This is a genomic window from Curtobacterium sp. AG1037 (assembly GCF_003349855.1).
In the GTDB taxonomy this organism is placed as follows: domain Bacteria; phylum Actinomycetota; class Actinomycetes; order Actinomycetales; family Microbacteriaceae; genus Curtobacterium; species Curtobacterium citreum.
The window spans coordinates 153260-170306 of sequence record NZ_QQAO01000006.1; the positions used below are offsets into that span (position 1 = coordinate 153260).

The 17047-nt window shown below is 73.6% G+C and carries 16 protein-coding genes; 9 read left to right on the forward strand and 7 right to left on the reverse strand.

Annotated elements, in window-relative coordinates:
* The first annotated feature begins 11 nt into the window (after nucleotides 1–11).
* Nucleotides 12–1190, forward strand: a complete 1179-nt coding sequence (locus DEU32_RS10945) for an NAD(P)/FAD-dependent oxidoreductase (protein ID WP_114850555.1) — start codon at nucleotides 12–14, stop codon at nucleotides 1188–1190.
* 203 nt (nucleotides 1191–1393) lie between these two features.
* On the opposite strand, the gene DEU32_RS10950 is transcribed toward DEU32_RS10945, so the two are convergent.
* The 6 genes from DEU32_RS10950 to DEU32_RS10975 form a co-directional block, all read right to left on the reverse strand.
* Nucleotides 1394–2275: a UbiA family prenyltransferase gene (locus DEU32_RS10950; protein WP_181819266.1), complete on the reverse strand. Its 882-nt coding sequence runs from the start codon at nucleotides 2273–2275 to the stop codon at nucleotides 1394–1396.
* Between the two features lie 105 nt (nucleotides 2276–2380).
* On the reverse strand, nucleotides 2381–3601 hold the full coding sequence (gene fdhA, locus DEU32_RS10955; protein ID WP_114850556.1) for a formaldehyde dehydrogenase, glutathione-independent: 1221 nt from the start codon (nucleotides 3599–3601) through the stop codon (nucleotides 2381–2383).
* 93 nt (nucleotides 3602–3694) lie between these two features.
* Nucleotides 3695–4690, reverse strand: coding sequence for a dihydroxyacetone kinase subunit DhaK (dhaK, locus tag DEU32_RS10960; protein ID WP_114850557.1), 996 nt, complete (start codon nucleotides 4688–4690; stop codon nucleotides 3695–3697).
* An 83-nt stretch (nucleotides 4691–4773) separates the two neighbouring features.
* Nucleotides 4774–5403, reverse strand: coding sequence for a dihydroxyacetone kinase subunit DhaL (gene dhaL, locus DEU32_RS10965; RefSeq protein ID WP_114850558.1), 630 nt, complete (start codon nucleotides 5401–5403; stop codon nucleotides 4774–4776).
* On the reverse strand, nucleotides 5400–6182 hold the full coding sequence (locus tag DEU32_RS10970; RefSeq protein ID WP_114850559.1) for an HAD-IA family hydrolase: 783 nt from the start codon (nucleotides 6180–6182) through the stop codon (nucleotides 5400–5402). The genes dhaL and DEU32_RS10970 overlap by 4 nt, the downstream gene beginning before the upstream one ends.
* Nucleotides 6179–7042, reverse strand: coding sequence for a class II fructose-bisphosphate aldolase (locus DEU32_RS10975; protein WP_058743184.1), 864 nt, complete (start codon nucleotides 7040–7042; stop codon nucleotides 6179–6181). Before DEU32_RS10975 ends, DEU32_RS10970 begins: the two co-directional genes overlap by 4 nt.
* 142 nt (nucleotides 7043–7184) lie before the next feature.
* On the opposite strand from DEU32_RS10975, the gene DEU32_RS10980 reads away from it, so the two are divergent.
* Complete coding sequence (locus DEU32_RS10980) at nucleotides 7185–7922, forward strand: GntR family transcriptional regulator (RefSeq protein WP_058743185.1); 738 nt, start codon at nucleotides 7185–7187, stop codon at nucleotides 7920–7922.
* Here the strand turns inward: DEU32_RS10980 and DEU32_RS10985 are convergent.
* Nucleotides 7907–8839, reverse strand: a complete 933-nt coding sequence (locus DEU32_RS10985; RefSeq protein WP_114850561.1) for a DMT family transporter — start codon at nucleotides 8837–8839, stop codon at nucleotides 7907–7909. The genes DEU32_RS10980 and DEU32_RS10985 overlap by 16 nt on opposite strands.
* Nucleotides 8840–8909: 70 nt before the next feature.
* Here DEU32_RS10985 and DEU32_RS10990 point away from each other — a divergent pair, with 70 nt between their 5' ends.
* The 7 genes from DEU32_RS10990 (at nucleotide 8910) to DEU32_RS11020 (ending at nucleotide 16923) form a co-directional block, all read left to right on the forward strand.
* The gene (locus tag DEU32_RS10990; RefSeq protein WP_114850562.1) at nucleotides 8910–9758 is read left to right on the forward strand and encodes a LysR family transcriptional regulator; all 849 of its coding nucleotides are present in this window, start codon (nucleotides 8910–8912) and stop codon (nucleotides 9756–9758) included.
* A gap of 29 nt (nucleotides 9759–9787) precedes the next feature.
* The gene (locus tag DEU32_RS10995) at nucleotides 9788–10600 is read left to right on the forward strand and encodes a fructosamine kinase family protein (RefSeq protein WP_229666941.1); all 813 of its coding nucleotides are present in this window, start codon (nucleotides 9788–9790) and stop codon (nucleotides 10598–10600) included.
* 76 nt (nucleotides 10601–10676) lie between these two features.
* Nucleotides 10677–12881 carry a glycosyltransferase family 39 protein gene (locus DEU32_RS17660; RefSeq protein ID WP_114850563.1) on the forward strand — a complete coding sequence of 735 codons (2205 nt, stop codon included), beginning with the start codon at nucleotides 10677–10679 and terminating at the stop codon, nucleotides 12879–12881.
* Between the two features lie 32 nt (nucleotides 12882–12913).
* Nucleotides 12914–13636: a response regulator transcription factor gene (locus DEU32_RS11005; protein ID WP_114850564.1), complete on the forward strand. Its 723-nt coding sequence runs from the start codon at nucleotides 12914–12916 to the stop codon at nucleotides 13634–13636.
* Nucleotides 13633–15195 carry a cell wall metabolism sensor histidine kinase WalK gene (locus DEU32_RS11010; protein ID WP_114850565.1) on the forward strand — a complete coding sequence of 521 codons (1563 nt, stop codon included), beginning with the start codon at nucleotides 13633–13635 and terminating at the stop codon, nucleotides 15193–15195. Before DEU32_RS11005 ends, DEU32_RS11010 begins: the two co-directional genes overlap by 4 nt.
* A 96-nt stretch (nucleotides 15196–15291) precedes the next feature.
* A complete protein-coding gene (locus DEU32_RS11015; protein ID WP_114850566.1) occupies nucleotides 15292–15567 on the forward strand; it encodes a hypothetical protein in 276 nt (91 codons plus the stop codon).
* Between the two features lie 75 nt (nucleotides 15568–15642).
* Nucleotides 15643–16923 carry a glycosyltransferase gene (locus DEU32_RS11020; protein ID WP_114850567.1) on the forward strand — a complete coding sequence of 427 codons (1281 nt, stop codon included), beginning with the start codon at nucleotides 15643–15645 and terminating at the stop codon, nucleotides 16921–16923.
* Nucleotides 16924–17047 lie beyond the last annotated feature (124 nt).

Sequence of the window (17047 nt, forward strand, 5' to 3'; positions counted from 1 at the left end):
AGGCTCGGCGCGTGACCTCCGACCCGACCGACGTCCTCGTGGTGGGCGGCGGCCCGGTCGGCCTCCTCGCCGCCGTGCTGCTCGCCGCGGAGGGCGTCGATGTGCGCGTGTGGGAACGCCGGAGCACCGCGCCGACGGGCTCGCGGGCGATCGGCATCCACCCGCCCTCGCTCGCGGTGTTCGAGCGCGTCGGGCTCGCCGGTCCCGTCCTGACCGAGGCGGTCCCCGTCCGCCGCGGTGTGGCCACGAGCCGCGGTCGCACCCTCGGGACGCTGTCGTTCGACCGCGTGTCCGACCCGTTCCCGTTCGTCGCCGCGCTCGACCAGCACCGCACCGAGACACTCCTGCGTGAGCGGCTCGCGGCCCTCGCACCGCACGCCCTCCGCACCGGCACCACGGTCACCGCGCTCGACCCGGGGCGCGGGCACGTCGCCGTCTCCGGCTCCGGCCCGGACGGCGCACCGGTGCCGGTCCGCGCACGGTTCGTCGTCGGCGCGGACGGCGCCAGGAGCACCGTGCGCGACCTGCTCGGCATCCGCACCACCGGCCGGACCTACCGCGAGCACTACGTGATGGGCGACTTCGCGGACACCGGCGACGCCCCGGTGGACACCGCGGTCGTCGACGTCGGCCCCGGCGGCGTCCTCGAGTCCTTCCCGCTGCCCGGCGGTCGCCGCCGCTCCGTCGCGCTCGTCACCGGCCCGGCCACGCGACCGTCCGGCACCGACGGGACCGAGGCGGGGCGTGCCTCCCGGCTGGCCACGCTCGTCCGCGAGCGCACCGGCACGTCGCCCGACCCGGCGACCTGCTCGATGGTGAGTGCGTTCCGGACCCGGCGGCGGACCGCCGACCGGGTGGGCGTCGGGCGCGTCGTGCTGGTCGGCGACGCCGCGCACGAGATCAGCCCGATCGGCGGGCAGGGCATGAACCTCGGGTGGCTCGACGTCGCGGCGCTCGCGCCGCTCCTGGCCGACGCGGTCCGCTCCGGTGACGCGGGTCCGTGGCCCGCGTACGCGGCGACCCGGCAGGCGGCCGCGGCGCGCGCCGCGCGGCAGGCGGAGGCGAACGCGGCACTCGGTCGCCCGGCTCGCGGTGCGCTGCTGGTCGGACGGGAGGCACTGCTCCGGTCCGTCCTGGCACTCCCGTCCGCCAGGTGGCTCGCCTCGACGTACGCGATGGAGTGGGCCTGATCGGACCGCGTCCGCCAGGTGGCTCGGCTCTGCCCTCCGGACGGTACGCGACGGGGTGGGCCTGACCGGATCGCGTCCGTCAAGTGGCTCGACTCTGCCCACGGACGGTACGCGACGGGGTGGGCCTGACCGCGTCGCGTCCGCCAGGCGGCTCGACTCTGCCCACGGACGGTACGCGATGGGGTGGGCCTGACCGGGTCGGCTCAGGCGACGAGTCGGGCGCCGGCGACGCCGAGCTCGACCACGAGGACGAGGGACGACGCGATCACGAGCCGGAACAGGGCGCGGGTCGGTCGCCCCACCAGGACGAGCCGGACCCCGACCACCGCGAGCACCACCACCGCGAGCGCCCCGACGACCGCGAGGACCGCCGCCGCACCGCGTGCCGGGTCGGCTCCGGCCAGCTGCCCGCCGAGCACGAGCCCCGCGGCCACGACGAGCGACCCGAACGCGAGGACGCCGGCTCCGCGCAGGCCGAGGCGGTGCGGGAAGCCCCGGACACCCGTGGCCGCGTCGTCGAGCAGGTCGGGGAGGACGTTCGTGCAGTGGATCGCGATGCCGAACACCGCCCCGGTCGCGATCGCCCACCAGGCCGGCCAGGCGCCACCGCCGGCGGCGACCGCGACGACGGGCAGCAGCCCGAAGGCCACCAGGAACGGGGCGACGGACCAGGCCGTGCGCTTGAGCCCCGCGTCGTAGGCCCACCCCGCGGCGACGAGCACGAGGTGCGCGACGGCCGCGACCGGACCGAGGAACACGCTCGCGAGCACGGCGACCGCGGCCGTGACGAACGCGGCGGTCCGGACGGTCGAGGCTGCGACGAGGCCCCGTGCGACGGGCTTGTCGGAGCGGCCGACGGCCCGGTCGCGGTCCGCGTCGATCCAGTCGTTCGCCAGGCCGATCGACAGCTGCCCCGCCACCACGGCGAGCGCGACGAGCAGCACGGTGCCGAGCGGGTGCCCGACCGCGACGGCGATCACCGTGGCGAGGACCGTGACGGTGACGGTCGGGCCGGGGTGCGAGGACGCGAACAGCAGCCGCAGGGTCGACGGTCGGCTGGCCCGGGGTCGGTGCGGTGCGTCCACAGGGGCGAGCGTACGGACGGACGGCTGCACGCGGTCGGGCCCGGACGACGGACGGCCCCTACACCGCCGGGTGTCGACGGTGCAGGGGCCGGTGGGACCGCCGGGTCAGGCCGCGGGGATGAGGCCGTTCGGGTTGAGGACGTACTTCGTCGCCGCGCCCTTGTCGAACTCCTCGTAGCCACGCGGGGCCTCGTCGAGGCCGATCGGCTTCGCGTTCACGTTCTTCGCGATGCTCGTTCGGTCGTGCAGGATCGCCATCATCAGCTGCCGGTTGTACTTCATGACCGGGCACTGCCCCGTCGTGAAGGACAGCGACTTCGCCCAGCCGGTGCCGAGGCTGAGCGACAGGGCACCCTTCTTGGCGGCCTCGTCGACGCCGCCCGGGTCACCCGTGACGTAGAGCCCGGGGATGCCCAGGGCGCCACCGGCTGCCGTGATGTCCATGAGCGAGTTGAGGACCGTCGCCGGCGCCTCTTCCCCGGATCCGGAGCCGTGCCCCTTGGCCTCGAAGCCGACGGCGTCGATGCCGCAGTCGACGAGCGGTTCGCCGAGGATCTGGTCGATCTGCTCGGCGGGGTCGCCCTTCGTCAGGTCGACGGTCTCGCAGCCGAAGCTCCGAGCCTGGGCCAGACGGTCGGCGTTCATGTCGCCGACGATCACCACGCTGGCACCGAGCAGCATCGCCCCGGTCGCGGCCGCGAGTCCGACCGGCCCGGCGCCGGCGACGTACACCGTCGAACCGACCTCGACGCCGGCGGTGACCGCACCGTGGAAGCCGGTCGGGAAGATGTCGGAGAGCATCGCGAGGTCGAGGATCTTCTCGAGCGCCTGGTCGCGGTCCGGGAACTTCAGCAGGTTCCAGTCGGCGTACGGCACGAGGACGTACTCGGCCTGTCCACCGACCCAGCCGCCCATGTCGACGTAGCCGTACGCGCTGCCCGGGCGGTCCGGATTGACGTTGAGGCAGATGCCGGTCTTCCGCTCCTTGCAGTTCCGACAGCGACCGCACGCGATGTTGAACGGGACCGAGACGATGTCGCCGACCTTGATGAACTCGACGTCCGAGCCCACCTCGACGACCTCGCCGGTGATCTCGTGACCGAGGACGAGGTCGCTCGGCGCGGTGGTGCGGCCGCGGACCATGTGCTGGTCGCTGCCGCAGATGTTCGTCGCCACCGTACGGAGGATCGCCCCGTGGTTGACCTTGCGCCCGACGTTCGCCGGGTTCACACCGGGTCCGTCCTTGAGCTCGAACGTCGGGTAGTCGGTCTCGATGACCTCGACCTTGCCCGGCCCCTTGTACGCGACTGCGTGGTTGCTCGCCATGTGATCCTCCTCGATCGTCGGCGTCGGGACACCCGCGGTCGCGGGCGTCCTGTGTGGGAGCCGTCGGCGGGCGGGGTGGTGCCCGCCGACGGGTCAGAACGTGCGGATCGGGATCTCGGCGGGGGCGGCGAGGAGCTCCTTGACCTCGTCGTCGAGCTTCACGAGCGTGATCGAGGCGCCGGCCATGTCGAGCGAGGTGCAGTACTCGCCGACGTAGCTCCGCACGGGGGTGATGCCCTGCGCGACGAGCTTCTCGTGCGCGATCCCGTAGAGCAGGTAGAGCTCGCTGATCGGGGTGCCGCCGAGTCCGTTCACCATGAGCGCGACCTCGTCGCCGTCGGAGAAGGGCAGGTCGGACACGATCGGGTCGAGCAGGATGTCGACGATCTCGTCCGCCGGGACGATCTTCTGCCGTGCGCGTCCGGGTTCACCGTGGATGCCGACGCCGACCTCGATCTCGTCGTCGCCGAGTTCGAACAGCGGCGAGCCCTTGGCGGGCGGGGTGCACGCCGTGAGGGCGACGCCCATGGTCCGGGTCACCGAGTTGACCTTCTTCCCGACCCGGACGACCTCGTCGAGGTCGGCGCCGGCCTCGGCCGCGGCGCCGACCGCCTTGATCACGAAGAAGTTCCCGGCGACGCCACGACGGCCGATCGTGTACGTGGAGTCCTTCACGGCGACGTCGTCGTCGATGAACAGGGTCGCGACCGTGATGCCCTCGGCCTCGGCGAACTCCTCCGCCATCTCGAAGGCCATCTTGTCGCCCGTGTAGTTGTTGACCAGCAGGAGCACGCCCTTGGGGCTGTTCACCCGGCGGGCGGCCTCGATGACGTAGTCGGTCGGCGGCGCGGCGAACACGTCCCCGGGGCAGGCCGCGTCGAGCATGCCCTTGCCGACGACCATGACGTGCGCGGGCTCGTGCCCGGAGCCGGACCCCTGGACGATCGAGACCTTGTCGTCGCGCGGGGCGTCGGCGCGGACGATCAGGTTCGCCTTCGGGTCGTAGGTCAGGGTGTCGGGGTTGGCGAGGGCCAGACCCTTCAGCATGTCCGGGACGAACTGCTTCGGGTCGTTGACGAACTTCTTCACTGCGGTTGCCTCACTTCATCGTGGTGGTCGGGTACTGCGAAGGGTCGTGCTGGTGGGGGCGGATCGGATCTGGTCGGCTCGCGTCACCACTCGTCGGCGATGCGCTCCGCGAGCACCGCGACGGCGACCGCGCCGGGGTCGGGCGAGCCGATGCTGCGCTCCCCCGTGTACGACGCACGCCCACGGCGGGCCTCGAGCGCCGAGGTCTCGTCCGCTGCCTGGCGTGCGACCTCGGCGGCGTGTCGGGCGATCGCGGCGCCGTCCCGGCCGTCCGCCGCGTCGGACTCGATCGCGTCGGTCATCGGGACGATCGCGTCGAGGAGCGTCTTGTCGCCGAGGTCGGCGCCACCGCGCTTCTTGATCCCCTCGACCGCGGCGCGGAGCATCGCCACGACGTCCTCTGCGGTCAGGTCGTCCTTGCCCTTGACGACCCCGGCCGCCCGCAGGAACGCGGTGCCCCAGATCGGACCGGACGTCCCGCCGATGCGGCTGCTCATCGTCATCGCGACCTGCTGCAGGAAGGTCCCCGGGTCCGACCGGTCGTAGTCGTCGAACCCGGCGAGCACGTTCTCGAACCCGCGGGCGAGGGAGTAGCCGAAGTCGCCGTCGCCGGCCACCGCGTCGAGGTCGCAGAAGTACCGCTCGTTCTCGACGCAGGTGCTCGCGATGAGCCGCACGGTGGACTCGAGGTGGGTGGTGGCTTCGGTGGTCATCGTCGTCCTCCGGTCGGGAGCTGGGTGAGGGTGTCGAGGGTCACCTGTCCGGGCACCGCGACGTGGTGGGGGTCCGCGAGCACGTGTGCCGGCTCGTCGGGCAGGTCGCCGAGCCGGTCGACCACGAGCGCCGCGCCGGTGAAGTCCTCGTCGGCCGTGTAGCTGCTGACGGTGACGACCGTGGTGAGTCCGGCGCCGAGCGCTGCCCGGAGCCCGTTCGCGCTGTCCTCGACGACGACCGCATCTGCCGCGGTGACGCCGAGCTCGCGGAGCGCCAGCTCGTACACGTCGGGCGCGGGCTTCTTGCGCGGGACGACGTCGCCCGCGAAGACCGCGAACCAGTCGGCGGCGTCCTCGCCCACGGCGTGCTCGAGCACCGCGCGGACCGACGCCTCGGCCGAGGTCGAGGCCACCGCGAGCAGCCAGCCCGCGTCGTGTGCCTCGTGCACGATCCTGGCGATGCCGGGCCGCCCGGGCATCACCCCCTCGCGGACCATCGCGGTGTACCGCCGGGTCTTCTCGGCGTGCCACTCGGCCACCAGGGCCCGCTGTTCCTCGGGATCGGTCGGCAGGCCGGCGCGCTCGACGAACTCCGGCGTCAACAGGGACGCCAGCCGCTCCTTCCCGCCGCCGATCCTGAGCACCTCGGCGTAGTCGTCCTGGCTCCACCGGACCGGCAGGTCGAAGTGCTCGAACGTCTGGTTGAACGCCGGCAGGTGCCCGTCGCGCTCGGTGTCGGCGAGCACGCCGTCGCAGTCGAAGACGAGCGCGCGGGTCACGACCGACCGGCCTTGCCGTCCGCGCCGAACCACGTGACGTGCTCGGCGATGACGTCGGTGACGGCGGACTCGATCGCGGTGACGAGCTTCGGCGGGTCCCAGCTGTCCGTCGCCCGTGCCTGTTCGAGGTGCTCGAGCGAGGCGCGCATGTACGCGTGCTTCACCGCTGTCGAGATGTTGATCTTCGACACCCCGGCGTCGATGAACGACCGGAAGTCGTCGCGGCTCAGCCCCGTGCCGCCGTGGAGCACGATCGGCCGGTCGGTCAGGGCGGCGAGCTCGGCGGCGCGCTCGGGCAGCAGCACCGGGTCCGCCTTGTACAGTCCGTGGCTCGTGCCCAGCTGCGGCGCGAGCAGGTCGCTGTCGGTCCGCTCGGCGACCTCCGCCAATTGCTCGACCGAGTACGCGTGCCGGGACTCGTCGCTGCCCACGCCGTCCTCGACCCCGAGGATGTTCTCGATCTCCGACTCGACGTCCACCCCGGCGGCGTGCGCCGCGGCGGTGACCTCGGCGGTCTCGCGGACCGCGTCGTCGAACCCGCGGTCGGACGCGTCGAAGAGCACGCTGGACCACCCCGCGGCGATGACGTCGTCGAGCACCGCCCGGTCCGGACAGTGGTCGAGGTGCAGCGCGACCGGCACCGGGACGTCCCGGGTGAGCGCGCGGAACAGGTCGGTGGTGAAGGCGGTTCCGGAGGCCTTCACGGTCTTCACGGAGATCTGCACGACGAGCGGCGCCCCGGTCCGGACCGCCGCGGCGATCACCGCCCGCATGCTCAGCTCGTCGAACACGTTCACGGCCGGTACCGCGTACCCGCCGTCCCGCGCGGTCCTGGTCAACGTCCTGGTGGACACGTCCATGCCTGGGTCCCCTCTTGCGTCGCTGCGTCGTGGGATGTCGCCGTCAGCGTCGACGACTGCTCGGACTGTACCTGTCTAGACCGGACTCGACAAGTATCATGAGCGGTTACCGGACGACCGTCCGGCCGGCAGGAGGTGGATCGTGGTCGACGAGGTGGACCGCGACTCCGCCGTGCCCATCTACCAGCAGCTCGAGGACATCTTCACGGCGAAGATCGCGAGCGGCGAGTGGGCGCCGAGCCAACGGATCCCGTCCGAGAACGAGTTGAACCGGCACTACGGGACCAGCCGGATGACGGTGCGCGGCGTCCTGACGAAGCTGACCACTGACGGCGTGCTCCACCGGGTCCCCGGCAAGGGCACGTTCGTCGCGCCCGAGAAGATCAGCGCGGTCTCCCCGGCGTACCGCGGCATCCGCGAGCAGCTCGAGGTGCTCGGCTACGACATCACCACGACGCTCGTGTCGATCGACCGGGCCCCGGCGCCAGCCCGCATCCGGGACCGCCTGGGCCTCGGCCGCACCGACGACGTCTTCGCGATCGTCCGGCTGCGGTCCGTCGACGGCAAGCCCCTCAGCGTGCACCGGTCGTTCGTCCCGGCGGCCCTCGCGCCCACCCTCGACGCGCTGGACGTCGTCGAGGAGCAGCTCTGCGTCGTGCTCGAGGACGCCTTCGGCCTGGCGATGCACGACGTCGCGGAGGGGCTCGAGGCCGTCGCCGTGGCCGAGGCCGACGCCGGGCTGCTCGGCCTGCGTCGGGGCGACCCGGCGCTGCAGCTCACCGACGTCATCGCCGACCGGGCCGGGACGACGTTCGAGTACTCGACGATCGTGTTCCGTGGCGACCGGATGCGGCTGCAGTTCGACTACACGCGCCCCTGACCGGCACCGGCCGGGGCCACGGCGGACACCCGGCGCCTCCGGACGGCCAGCCGTCCCGACGCCAGCGCGATCCCCGCGAGCACGACGACTCCGCCGACGGGCTCGTTCCACCGCAGCGGCTCACCGAGCACGAGCACGCCGAGCGCGACCCCGACCACCGGGGTCAGGTACGTCACGGTCGACGCCCGGCCGGCACCCCACGCGCCGACCAGGCGCGTGTTCCACGCGTAGGCCAGCCCTGTGCCGACCGCACCGAGCGCGACCATCGCGGCCACGATCCTCCAGTCCAGCTGCACCGGACCCGTCGCGACGACGGGCGCGACCAGCAGCATGAGCAACGCCGCCAGGGTGAGCTGCACCGTCGCGACGGTCGTCGGGTCCTGCCCGCTGCCGACGCCGAAGCGGCGGAGCCACGCCAGGCCGACGCCGTAGGACGCGGTCATCCCGAGCAGGGCGACCTGTCCCGGGACGGTCGCGAGCACCGCGGGGTCCCCCACCAGGCTCCACGGGCCGACCAGGACGAGCACGCCGACGATCCCGAGCACGACGCCGCCGACCTGCCGACGCGACAGGCGTTCGCTCGGCACCAGGACGGCCAGCGCGAGCAGCGTCATGATCGGCGTCGTCGCGTTGTAGATGCTCGCGAGCCCCGACGGCACGGTCTGCTCCGCCCAGGCCATCAGCGACGACGGCACCGCGTTGAGGAACACCGCGACGACGAGCAGGTGCCCCCACACCCGGCGTTCCCGCGGCCACCGACGCCGCGTGACGAGCAGCACGACCACGAGCGTCAGGGCGCCGAGCACGGTCCGCACGGTCGCGACCTGCTGCGGGGCGAGCCCCTCGAGCCCGATCTTCGCGAAGAAGAAGCTGGACCCCCAGGTGAGGGCGACGAGCACGTAGAGGAGGGCGTTCACGAGGGGTAGCATCGAGCACCGCGGCGCATGTGTCGAACGAATGTGCTGCATGGGCCCATGAAGGAAGCGCATGACCGTCTCGATCCCGCAGCTCCGTGCATTCGTCGCGACCGTCGACGCCGGGTCGTTCACCGGTGCCGCGACCGCGCTCGGCGTCGGGCAGTCCGCCGTCTCGCACGCCGTCGCGGGACTCGAGCGCGAGGTCGGCGGGAGCGTGCTGCGCCGCAGCGCGGCGACCGCGCCCACCCCGCTCGGGGACCGGCTGCTGGCCCACGCCCGCAGCGTGCTCGCCTCGGTCGACGCCCTGGAGGCGGTGGTCCGGCCCGCCACGGACCGCGGCACGGTCCGGTTGGCCGCCGTGCCGACGGTCTGCCAGGGGCTGCTCCCCCGGCTGCGTGAACTGTGGGCGGTGACGCTGCCGGGTGTCGACGTGCAGGTCTACGAGGGGGACGACGACGAGATGCCCGAGTGGCTCGAGGGCGGGACGGTGGACGCCGCGGTGCTCGTCGACCCGTCCCCGGTGCCGGCCGGCGGCGTGGTGGTCGCGCGGGACGAGATGGCCGCCGTCGTGCGCCGTGACCACCCGCTCGCCGGGACCGAGCAGCTGACGCTCGACGACCTGCACGACGACGGGCTGGTCGCGGGCGGCGGTGGGTGCGAGCACCAGATCCAGCGGATGCACGAACTGGCCGGGCAGCCGTTCCGCTGGGCGCACCGGGTCCGCGAGATGAGCACGATGTTCGGGATGATCCAGCGCGGGGAGGGGGTGTCGATCGTGCCGTCGCTCGGGCGCGTGATGCTGCCCGCCGACCTCGTGATGCTGCCGGTCGAGCCGCGGTACGTGCGGACGCTGGTGCTGAGCGGGCCGTCGTCGCGGCCGTGGCACCCGTTGGCGCAGGCACTGGTGGACTCGGTGTGACGCCCAGCCGCCGTCGGCAGGATGGACACGTGCCCGACACCCACGTGAAGACCTTCACCGACCCGGACGAGGCGACCGCCGAGGCCGCCGGCCTGCGCTGGCTCGCCGAGGCCGAGGACACCGGCGGCACCCGCACCGCCCGGGTCCTCGCGCACCCGTCCTCCACGGTCCTGCACCTCGAGCGCATCAGCGACGGCGCCCCGACCCGGGCCCAGGCCGAGCGCTTCGGCCGGTCGCTCGCGCACACCCACGCCGCCGGTGCCGCGCACTGGGGAGCGCCGTCGCCCGGGTTCCCCGCGAGCGCGGGGCTGCGGATGGGGCGCTCGCGCACACCGTTCACCGCCGCGGCGGACGCACCGGCGACGTGGGGCGCGTTCTTCGCCGAGTACCGGATCCGCGACTTCGTGCAGCGGATCGTCGACCGGGGCGGCTTCGACGGTGCCGAGGCAGCGGTGTTCGACCGGGTCGCCGACCGGCTGGAGGACGGTTCGCTCGGGTCGCCGCAGCCCACGCTCGTCGGGGACGGCCCCGCGCGGGTGCACGGGGACCTGTGGGCCGGGAACGTCCTCTGGCCGACGGACAGCTCGGAGCCGACCGGCGCGGTGCTCATCGACGCGACGCCGCACGGCGGGCACGCGGAGACCGACCTCGCGCTGCTGGGGCTGTTCGGGCTCGCGCGGCTCGAGACGGTGCTGGCCGCGTACGACGAGGAGTCCCGGCTCGCCGACGGCTGGCAGGAGCGGGTCGAGCTGCACCAGCTCGCACCGCTGCTGCTCCACGTGTACCTGTTCGGCGGGTCGTACACGGCCGCAGCCCTGCGCGCCGCCCGCCGCTACGCCTGATCCCCACCGACGGGTCTTAGGGAGCGCCAAGGCAGCGCATCGGGTCGCACGGGGAACGCCGTGGAGGCTCACCGGCATGACCACGTACCCGACCCCCGTGACCGACCGTCCGGGCCACGCACGTCCCGGCGGGACCACCGCCGCGCGGGACCGGCGTCGGCCGCCGCTCGTCCGCCTGTTCGCCGGCGAGCGCGATGACGCCCGCTGGCTCCGGCCGGCCTTCTGGGCCCTCCTCGTCCTGACCGCCGTCGTGTACTGCTGGGACCTCAGCGTCTCCGGGTACGCGAACAGCTTCTACGCCGCCGCCGTGCAGGCCGGTACGAAGTCGTGGGAGGCGTTCTTCTTCGGCTCGCTCGACTCGTCGAACTTCATCACCGTCGACAAGCCCCCGGCCTCGCTCTGGGTGATGGTGCTGTCCGCGCGGCTGTTCGGCTTCTCGTCGACGAGCCTGCTGCTGCCCCAAGCGCTCATGGCCGTCGCCTCGGTCGCCCTCGTGTGGGGAACCGTCCGACGGACCATCGCCCGCCTCGGCACGACCACCGCGAACGTCGGTGCGCTCCTCGCCGGGTTCGTCGTCGCGGCGACCCCGGCGGCGGCGCTGATGTTCCGCTTCGACAACCCGGACGCGCTGCTCGTCCTGCTCATGACCGCGGGTGCGTACTGCACGGTCCGCGCCCTGCCCCGGGGCAGCTGGCGGTGGATCGCCCTCGCGGGGGTCGCCCTCGGCTTCGCGTTCCTGACGAAGATGCTGCAGGGCATGCTCGTCCTGCCGGCCTTCGGGCTGGTGTACCTGGTCGCCGCCCGCAGGTCGTGGGGGAAGCGCGCGATCGGCCTCGGCATCGCGGCGGTGTCCCTCGTCGTGTCCGCCGGCTGGTGGGTCGTCGCCGTGGCGCTCTGGCCCGCCGAGTCCCGCCCGTACATCGGCGGATCGACGGACAACACCGTCCTCGACCTCGTCTTCGGGTACAACGGCCTCGGCCGGATCTTCGGCGGCTCGGGCAACGGCGGCGGCGGCGGGCCGGGCGGCGGCACCGCGGGGTCGTCGTTCGGCGGCTCGACCGGCCTGGACCGTCTCTTCTCGTCCGAGATGGGGCTCGAGATCTCGTGGCTCCTGCCCGCCGCACTCGTCGCGCTCGTCCTCGGCCTGGTGGTCGTCGGCCGTCGGCACCTCGCCGATCCCGCCCGCGCCGGCCTGGTGCTGTGGGGTGGCTGGCTGCTCGTCACCGGGCTCGTCTTCTCGTTCATGTCCGGCACGATCCACCCGTACTACACGGTGGCCCTCGCCCCGGCGATCGCCGGTCTCGTCGGCACCGGCGGCGCCCTGCTCTGGCACGCCCGCGAGCGCGTCACCGGTCGCCTCGGCCTCGCCGCGATGGTCGGCGGGACCGCGTTCTGGAGCTGGTGCCTGCTGAACGAGGACCCCACCTGGCTCCCCTGGCTGCGCTGGGTGGTGCTGTTCGGCGGACTCCTCGCCGCGGCCGCGATCGTGGTCGGCAGCGTGCCGACCCTCCGCCGCCTGGTCGCCGTGGGCGTCCTCGCCGGCACGCTGTTCGGCCTGACCGGCACCTCCGCCTACGCCCTCGTCACGACCACCGTCGCGCACTCCGGGTCGATCCCGAGCGTCGGTCCGGCGGGCAGCAGCTCCGGTGGGTTCGGTGGCGGTCCCGGTGGTGGCGGCATGCCGGGAGGCACGGCAGGCCCCGGCGGATCGGCCGCCGGTTCCGAGACCGACGGGTCCGACGGCGCGGGCAGCTCCGGCACCCAGCAGGGTCCCGGTGGCCAGCCGCCGACCGGCGCGATGCCGACGATGCCCGGCGGCGCGACCGGCGAGGGCACGTCCGGCCAGGGCGCCAGCGGCGAGGGCACCACCGGCGAGGGCACGAGCGACCAGGGCACCACCGGCGAGGACGGCCGGACGGGCGGCGGCACGGGCGGCGAGGGGGCGACGACCTCCGCGGCGCTCACGAAGCTCCTCGCGGCGACGGACACGACGTGGTCCGCCGCGGTGAACGGTTCCCAGTCGGCCGCGCAGCTCGAACTTGACTCCGACACCGCGGTGATGGCGATCGGCGGCTGGTCGAGCGACCCGACCCCGACCCTCGCCGAGTTCAAGGCGCTCGTCGCCGAGGGCAAGGTCAGCTACTACATCAGCTCGGGGAGCCGCGGCGGGATGGGCGGCGGCTCGTCCACCGCATCGGCGATCCAGGAGTGGGTGGCGGCGAACTACGACAGCACCACCGTCGGCGGGTCGACGGTCTACGACCTGACCACCGCGAAGTGATGCACGACGAGGGCCCGGATAGGCTCGCCGACATGGCCGACCGAGCACTGCGGCGGACCGACGGCTCACCCGTCCGGGTCCTCGTCGTCGACGACGAGCACGCGCTCGCCGAGGCCGTCGCCCTCGCGTTCACGGGCGACGGCTGGGCCGTGCGCACCGTGCACCGGGGCCGCGACGTGCTCTTCGCCGCCCGGGAGTTCCTGCCGGACGTGGTCGTGCTCGACGTGATGCTGCCGGACATCGACGGGTTCGAGGTCCTCGAGCGCCTCCGCGACGGCCGGGACCCGGTCCGCGTGCTGTTCCTCACCGCGCGGGACGCCCCCGAGGACCGGCTCGCCGGGCTGACGGGCGGCGGCGACGACTACCTGACCAAGCCCTTCGGCATCGACGAGCTGCTGGTCCGGGCGCGCATCCTCGCCCGCACCGCACCCCAGGTCGTCGCGGCGCCCGGCTCGTCGGCGGTCGTCGTCGGCGACCTCCGGCTCGACGAGGAGGACCGCTCCGTCCGCCGCGGGGACGAGCCGGTCGACCTCACGCCGACCGAGTACGAGCTGCTCCGGCACCTCGCCCGCAACGCGAACCGGGTGCTCTCCCGCGAGCAGATCCTGGCGAGCGTCTGGGGCATGGACTTCGGCACGTCCTCGAACCTGGTCGATATGTACGTCTCGTACCTGCGGAAGAAGCTCGACGCCGGACGCGAGCCGATGCTGCAGACGGTCCGCGGGGCCGGCTACGTGCTGCGGCCGACGACGTGAGCGGTCCCGCGGAGCCGACCCGTGCCTCCCGGCCGGTCCGCACCCCGTCGCTGCGGTGGCGGATCGTGGGGGCCGTGGCGCTCCTGCTCGTCGTGACGAACGTCGTCGTCGGCGCGGTCACCGTCGTCGCCTACCGGGAGTACCTGGTCGGGCGGCTCGACGCCGAGCTGGCGACGGCCGCGGGGCGGACGCCCGGCGGCCGCGACGGCGAGCGGCCGAGCGGACCGCCGCCGGGGTCGGACGGGACGTCGTCGGCACGGCCCGACCCGGACAACACCTTCATCGGCGCGCCCGGGCAGGCTGCCGACACGGTGGTGGCCATCTTCCGGGACGGCGACGCAGTGCTGGCGGGGTACACCGACGACGAGGGGCGGCAGCACGCACTGACCACCGCGCAGCGACGACAGCTCGCCGCCGTGGCAGCCGACGGCGAGCCCGTGACGGTGACGCTCGGGTCGCTCGGCTCGTACCGGGCGCAGGCGGTCGGCGACGACGGCGACGTGTTCGTGACCGCCCTGCCGCTCGGGAACCTCGACGCCGGCATCGTGCGACTGGTCGTCGTGGTCGGGAGCGTCACGCTCCTCGCACTGGTCGTCGCGGCCTGGGCGCTGACCCTGACGGTCCGTCGGTCGCTGCGCCCGCTCGAGCGCGTGGCGTCGGTCGCGTCGAGCGTCACCGACCTGGACCTCGAGCGCGGGGACCCGGACATCGCGGCCCGCGTCGCGCCGGCGGACCTCGTCGTGAACCGCGAGGTCGGACAGGTCGGCTCGGCCCTGAACCGGCTGCTCGGGCACGTCGCCCGGGCACTGACCGTCCGACGGGACGCCGAGCGCGGGATGCGGACCTTCGTCGCCGACGCCTCGCACGAGCTGCGCACGCCGATCGCCACCGTCCGGGCCTACGCCGAGCTGTCCCGGACCACCGACGACATCGACGACCTGCACCGCAACGTCGACCGGATCGGCCGCGAGGCCCGGCGCATGGGCGACCTCGTCGAGGAGCTCCTGCTGCTCGCCCGGCTGGACGCAACCGCGCTGGCCGCCGGACCTGACCCCGTGCGCGAGGTCGTCGACCTGACCGCGACGGTCGTCGAGGCCACCGTGGACGCCCGGGCCACGGCGCCGGGACACCGGTGGACGCTGCAGCTCGCGGACGACCACCCGGTCGCGGTGTCCGGCGACCCCGGGCAGCTGCGGCGCGTGGTGACGAACCTGCTGTCGAACGCGCGGACGCACACCCCCGAGGGCACGACGGTCGTGGTCTCGCTCCAGCAGGTCGCGCTGCAGCAGGACTCGCTGCAGCACGACTCCGGCGGCGTTCCGCTCGTGCGGCTCGTGGTCGCGAACGACGGGCCGCCGATCGACGCGGACGTCCTGCCGACGCTGTTCGACCGGTTCACCAGGGGGTCGGCGTCCCGGACGCGGGAGCACGGGACGAGCGGCCTCGGGCTCGCGATCGTGCGCGCGGTCGTCGAGGCGCACGGCGGCACGGTGCGGGTCGTCTCCGAGCCGGGGCGCACGGCGTTCACGGTGGAGCTGCCGGTCCGCCCCGCGTCCTGACCGATCCGGTCGTCCGTCGTCCTGACCGTTCCGGTCCGCCGCTCCGGTCTGCCGCTCCGGCGGGTACGCTGCGGGCACGAGCGGAGGGCGGACGCGATGGACAACCGGTACGACCGCCTGCCGGAGCACCCCCGGCCGGAGGACCTCGTGGTCGAGGTCCCGGCGTTCGAGGACGACCGCCCGCAGCCCGAGCCGGAGCCGCCCGCCGGCGCTCCCGAGCTCGTCGCGGCGACGCGCTTCGCGCAGGCCTCGCACGAGCCACCGACCATCCGCCGGACCCAGATGCGCGCGGGCGCCTGGATCGCGGGCGTCCCGATCGCGGCGCTCGCGGTCGTCGCGGTGGTGCAGGTGCTGCTCGGCCTCGGCGACTGAGCCGGGCGCCGCTTCTTACGCACGGCACAGGGTGCTGCTGCGGTCCGCATCGGAGCGCTGCCGAGCCTGATCGGCATGACGGACTCGGACCAGACCCTCGACATCGACATCGTGGTGCCCTGCCACGACGAGCAGGACACGCTCGCCGCACACGTCCGGCGCCTGCACCAGTTCTGCCGGACCTCGTTGCAGCACTCGTGGCGGATCACGATCGCGGACAACGCCTCGACCGACGACACCGCGCGCATCGCCGACGACCTCGCGGCCATGCTGCCCGAGGTGCACGCGGTGCACCTGGCCCGCAAAGGACGTGGGCGCGCGCTCAAGGCGGTGTGGGGCGACTCCCCCGCCGCGGTGCTCGTGTACGTGGACGAGGACCTGTCGACGGACCTCGCGGCACTCGAGCCCCTCGTCGCGCCGCTGCTGTCCGGCCACTCCGACGTGGCGATCGGCACGCGGCTGGTCGGGTCCTCCCGCGTGGTCCGGGGCGGCAAGCGCGAGTTCATCTCCCGCTCGTACAACCTGCTCCTCCGCAGCACCATGGGGGTCTCGTTCTCCGACGCGCAGTGCGGGTTCAAGGCCGTCACCCGAGAGGCCGCGGAGCACCTGCTGCCGCTCTGCGAGGACGACGCCTGGTTCTTCGACACCGAGCTGCTCGTGCTCGCGGAGCACGCGGGGCTGCGCATCCACGAGGTCCCGGTCGACTGGATCGACGACGTGAACTCCTCGGTGCACATCGCCTCGACCGCGACCGAGGACCTCAAGGGCATGTGGCGGGTCTCGCGTGGCCTGGCCACCGGACGCATCCCGATCGCCCCGGTGTACGACGCGATCGGCCGGCGTCCGTTCAGCACGCCGCACGTGGGGATCCTCGGACAGGTGCTGCGGTTCGGCACGATCGGGGTCCTCTCCACGCTGGCCTTCGCGCTGCTGTACGCGCTGTTCCGCCCGGCGATCGGCGCGCAGACCGCGGACTTCCTGACGCTCCTGGTGACGGCGATCGGCAACACCGCGCTCAACCGGCGGTTCACGTTCGGCGTGCGCGGCCGTGCCGGTGCCGGTCGACACCACGTGCAGGGGCTCGTCGTGTTCGGGATCGCCTGGGCGATCACGTCCGGGTCGCTCGTGGTGCTGCACGCGACGACGCCCGGGGCGTCGCACGGGGCCGAGGTGCTCGTGCTCACGGGGGCGAACCTCGTCGCGACCGGGGTCCGGTTCGTGCTCTTCAAGGCGTGGGTGTTCCGCACGCGGCGTCGCCCCGTGCTCGTGCGGCCGGGCGACGCACCCGCGCCCGCGCCCGCAGCCGCGCCCGCAACCGGCGACGAGCGGCAGGTCGTGGAGGAACGCACGAACTGACCGTCCCGCCCGCGGAACGCAACGTCGGCGGTTCCTCGCAGCGGTATGTCGCTGCGAGGAACCGCCGACGTTGCGTCTTGCGGAACCGGAAGCGGAACCGGCACCAGCACCGGCCGGCAGCAGC

Coding starts and splice junctions, on each gene's coding strand:
- DEU32_RS11005 (WP_114850564.1), top strand. CDS start 12,914: ATGGCCGACCGAGCACTGCGGCGGACCGACGGCTCACCCGTCCGGGTC.
- DEU32_RS11015 (WP_114850566.1), top strand. CDS start 15,292: ATGGACAACCGGTACGACCGCCTGCCGGAGCACCCCCGGCCGGAGGAC.
- DEU32_RS11020 (WP_114850567.1), top strand. CDS start 15,643: ATGACGGACTCGGACCAGACCCTCGACATCGACATCGTGGTGCCCTGC.
- fdhA (WP_114850556.1), bottom strand. CDS start 3,601: ATGGCGAGCAACCACGCAGTCGCGTACAAGGGGCCGGGCAAGGTCGAG.
- DEU32_RS10990 (WP_114850562.1), top strand. CDS start 8,910: ATGACCGTCTCGATCCCGCAGCTCCGTGCATTCGTCGCGACCGTCGAC.
- dhaL (WP_114850558.1), bottom strand. CDS start 5,403: ATGACCACCGAAGCCACCACCCACCTCGAGTCCACCGTGCGGCTCATC.
- DEU32_RS10975 (WP_058743184.1), bottom strand. CDS start 7,042: ATGGACGTGTCCACCAGGACGTTGACCAGGACCGCGCGGGACGGCGGG.
- DEU32_RS17660 (WP_114850563.1), top strand. CDS start 10,677: ATGACCACGTACCCGACCCCCGTGACCGACCGTCCGGGCCACGCACGT.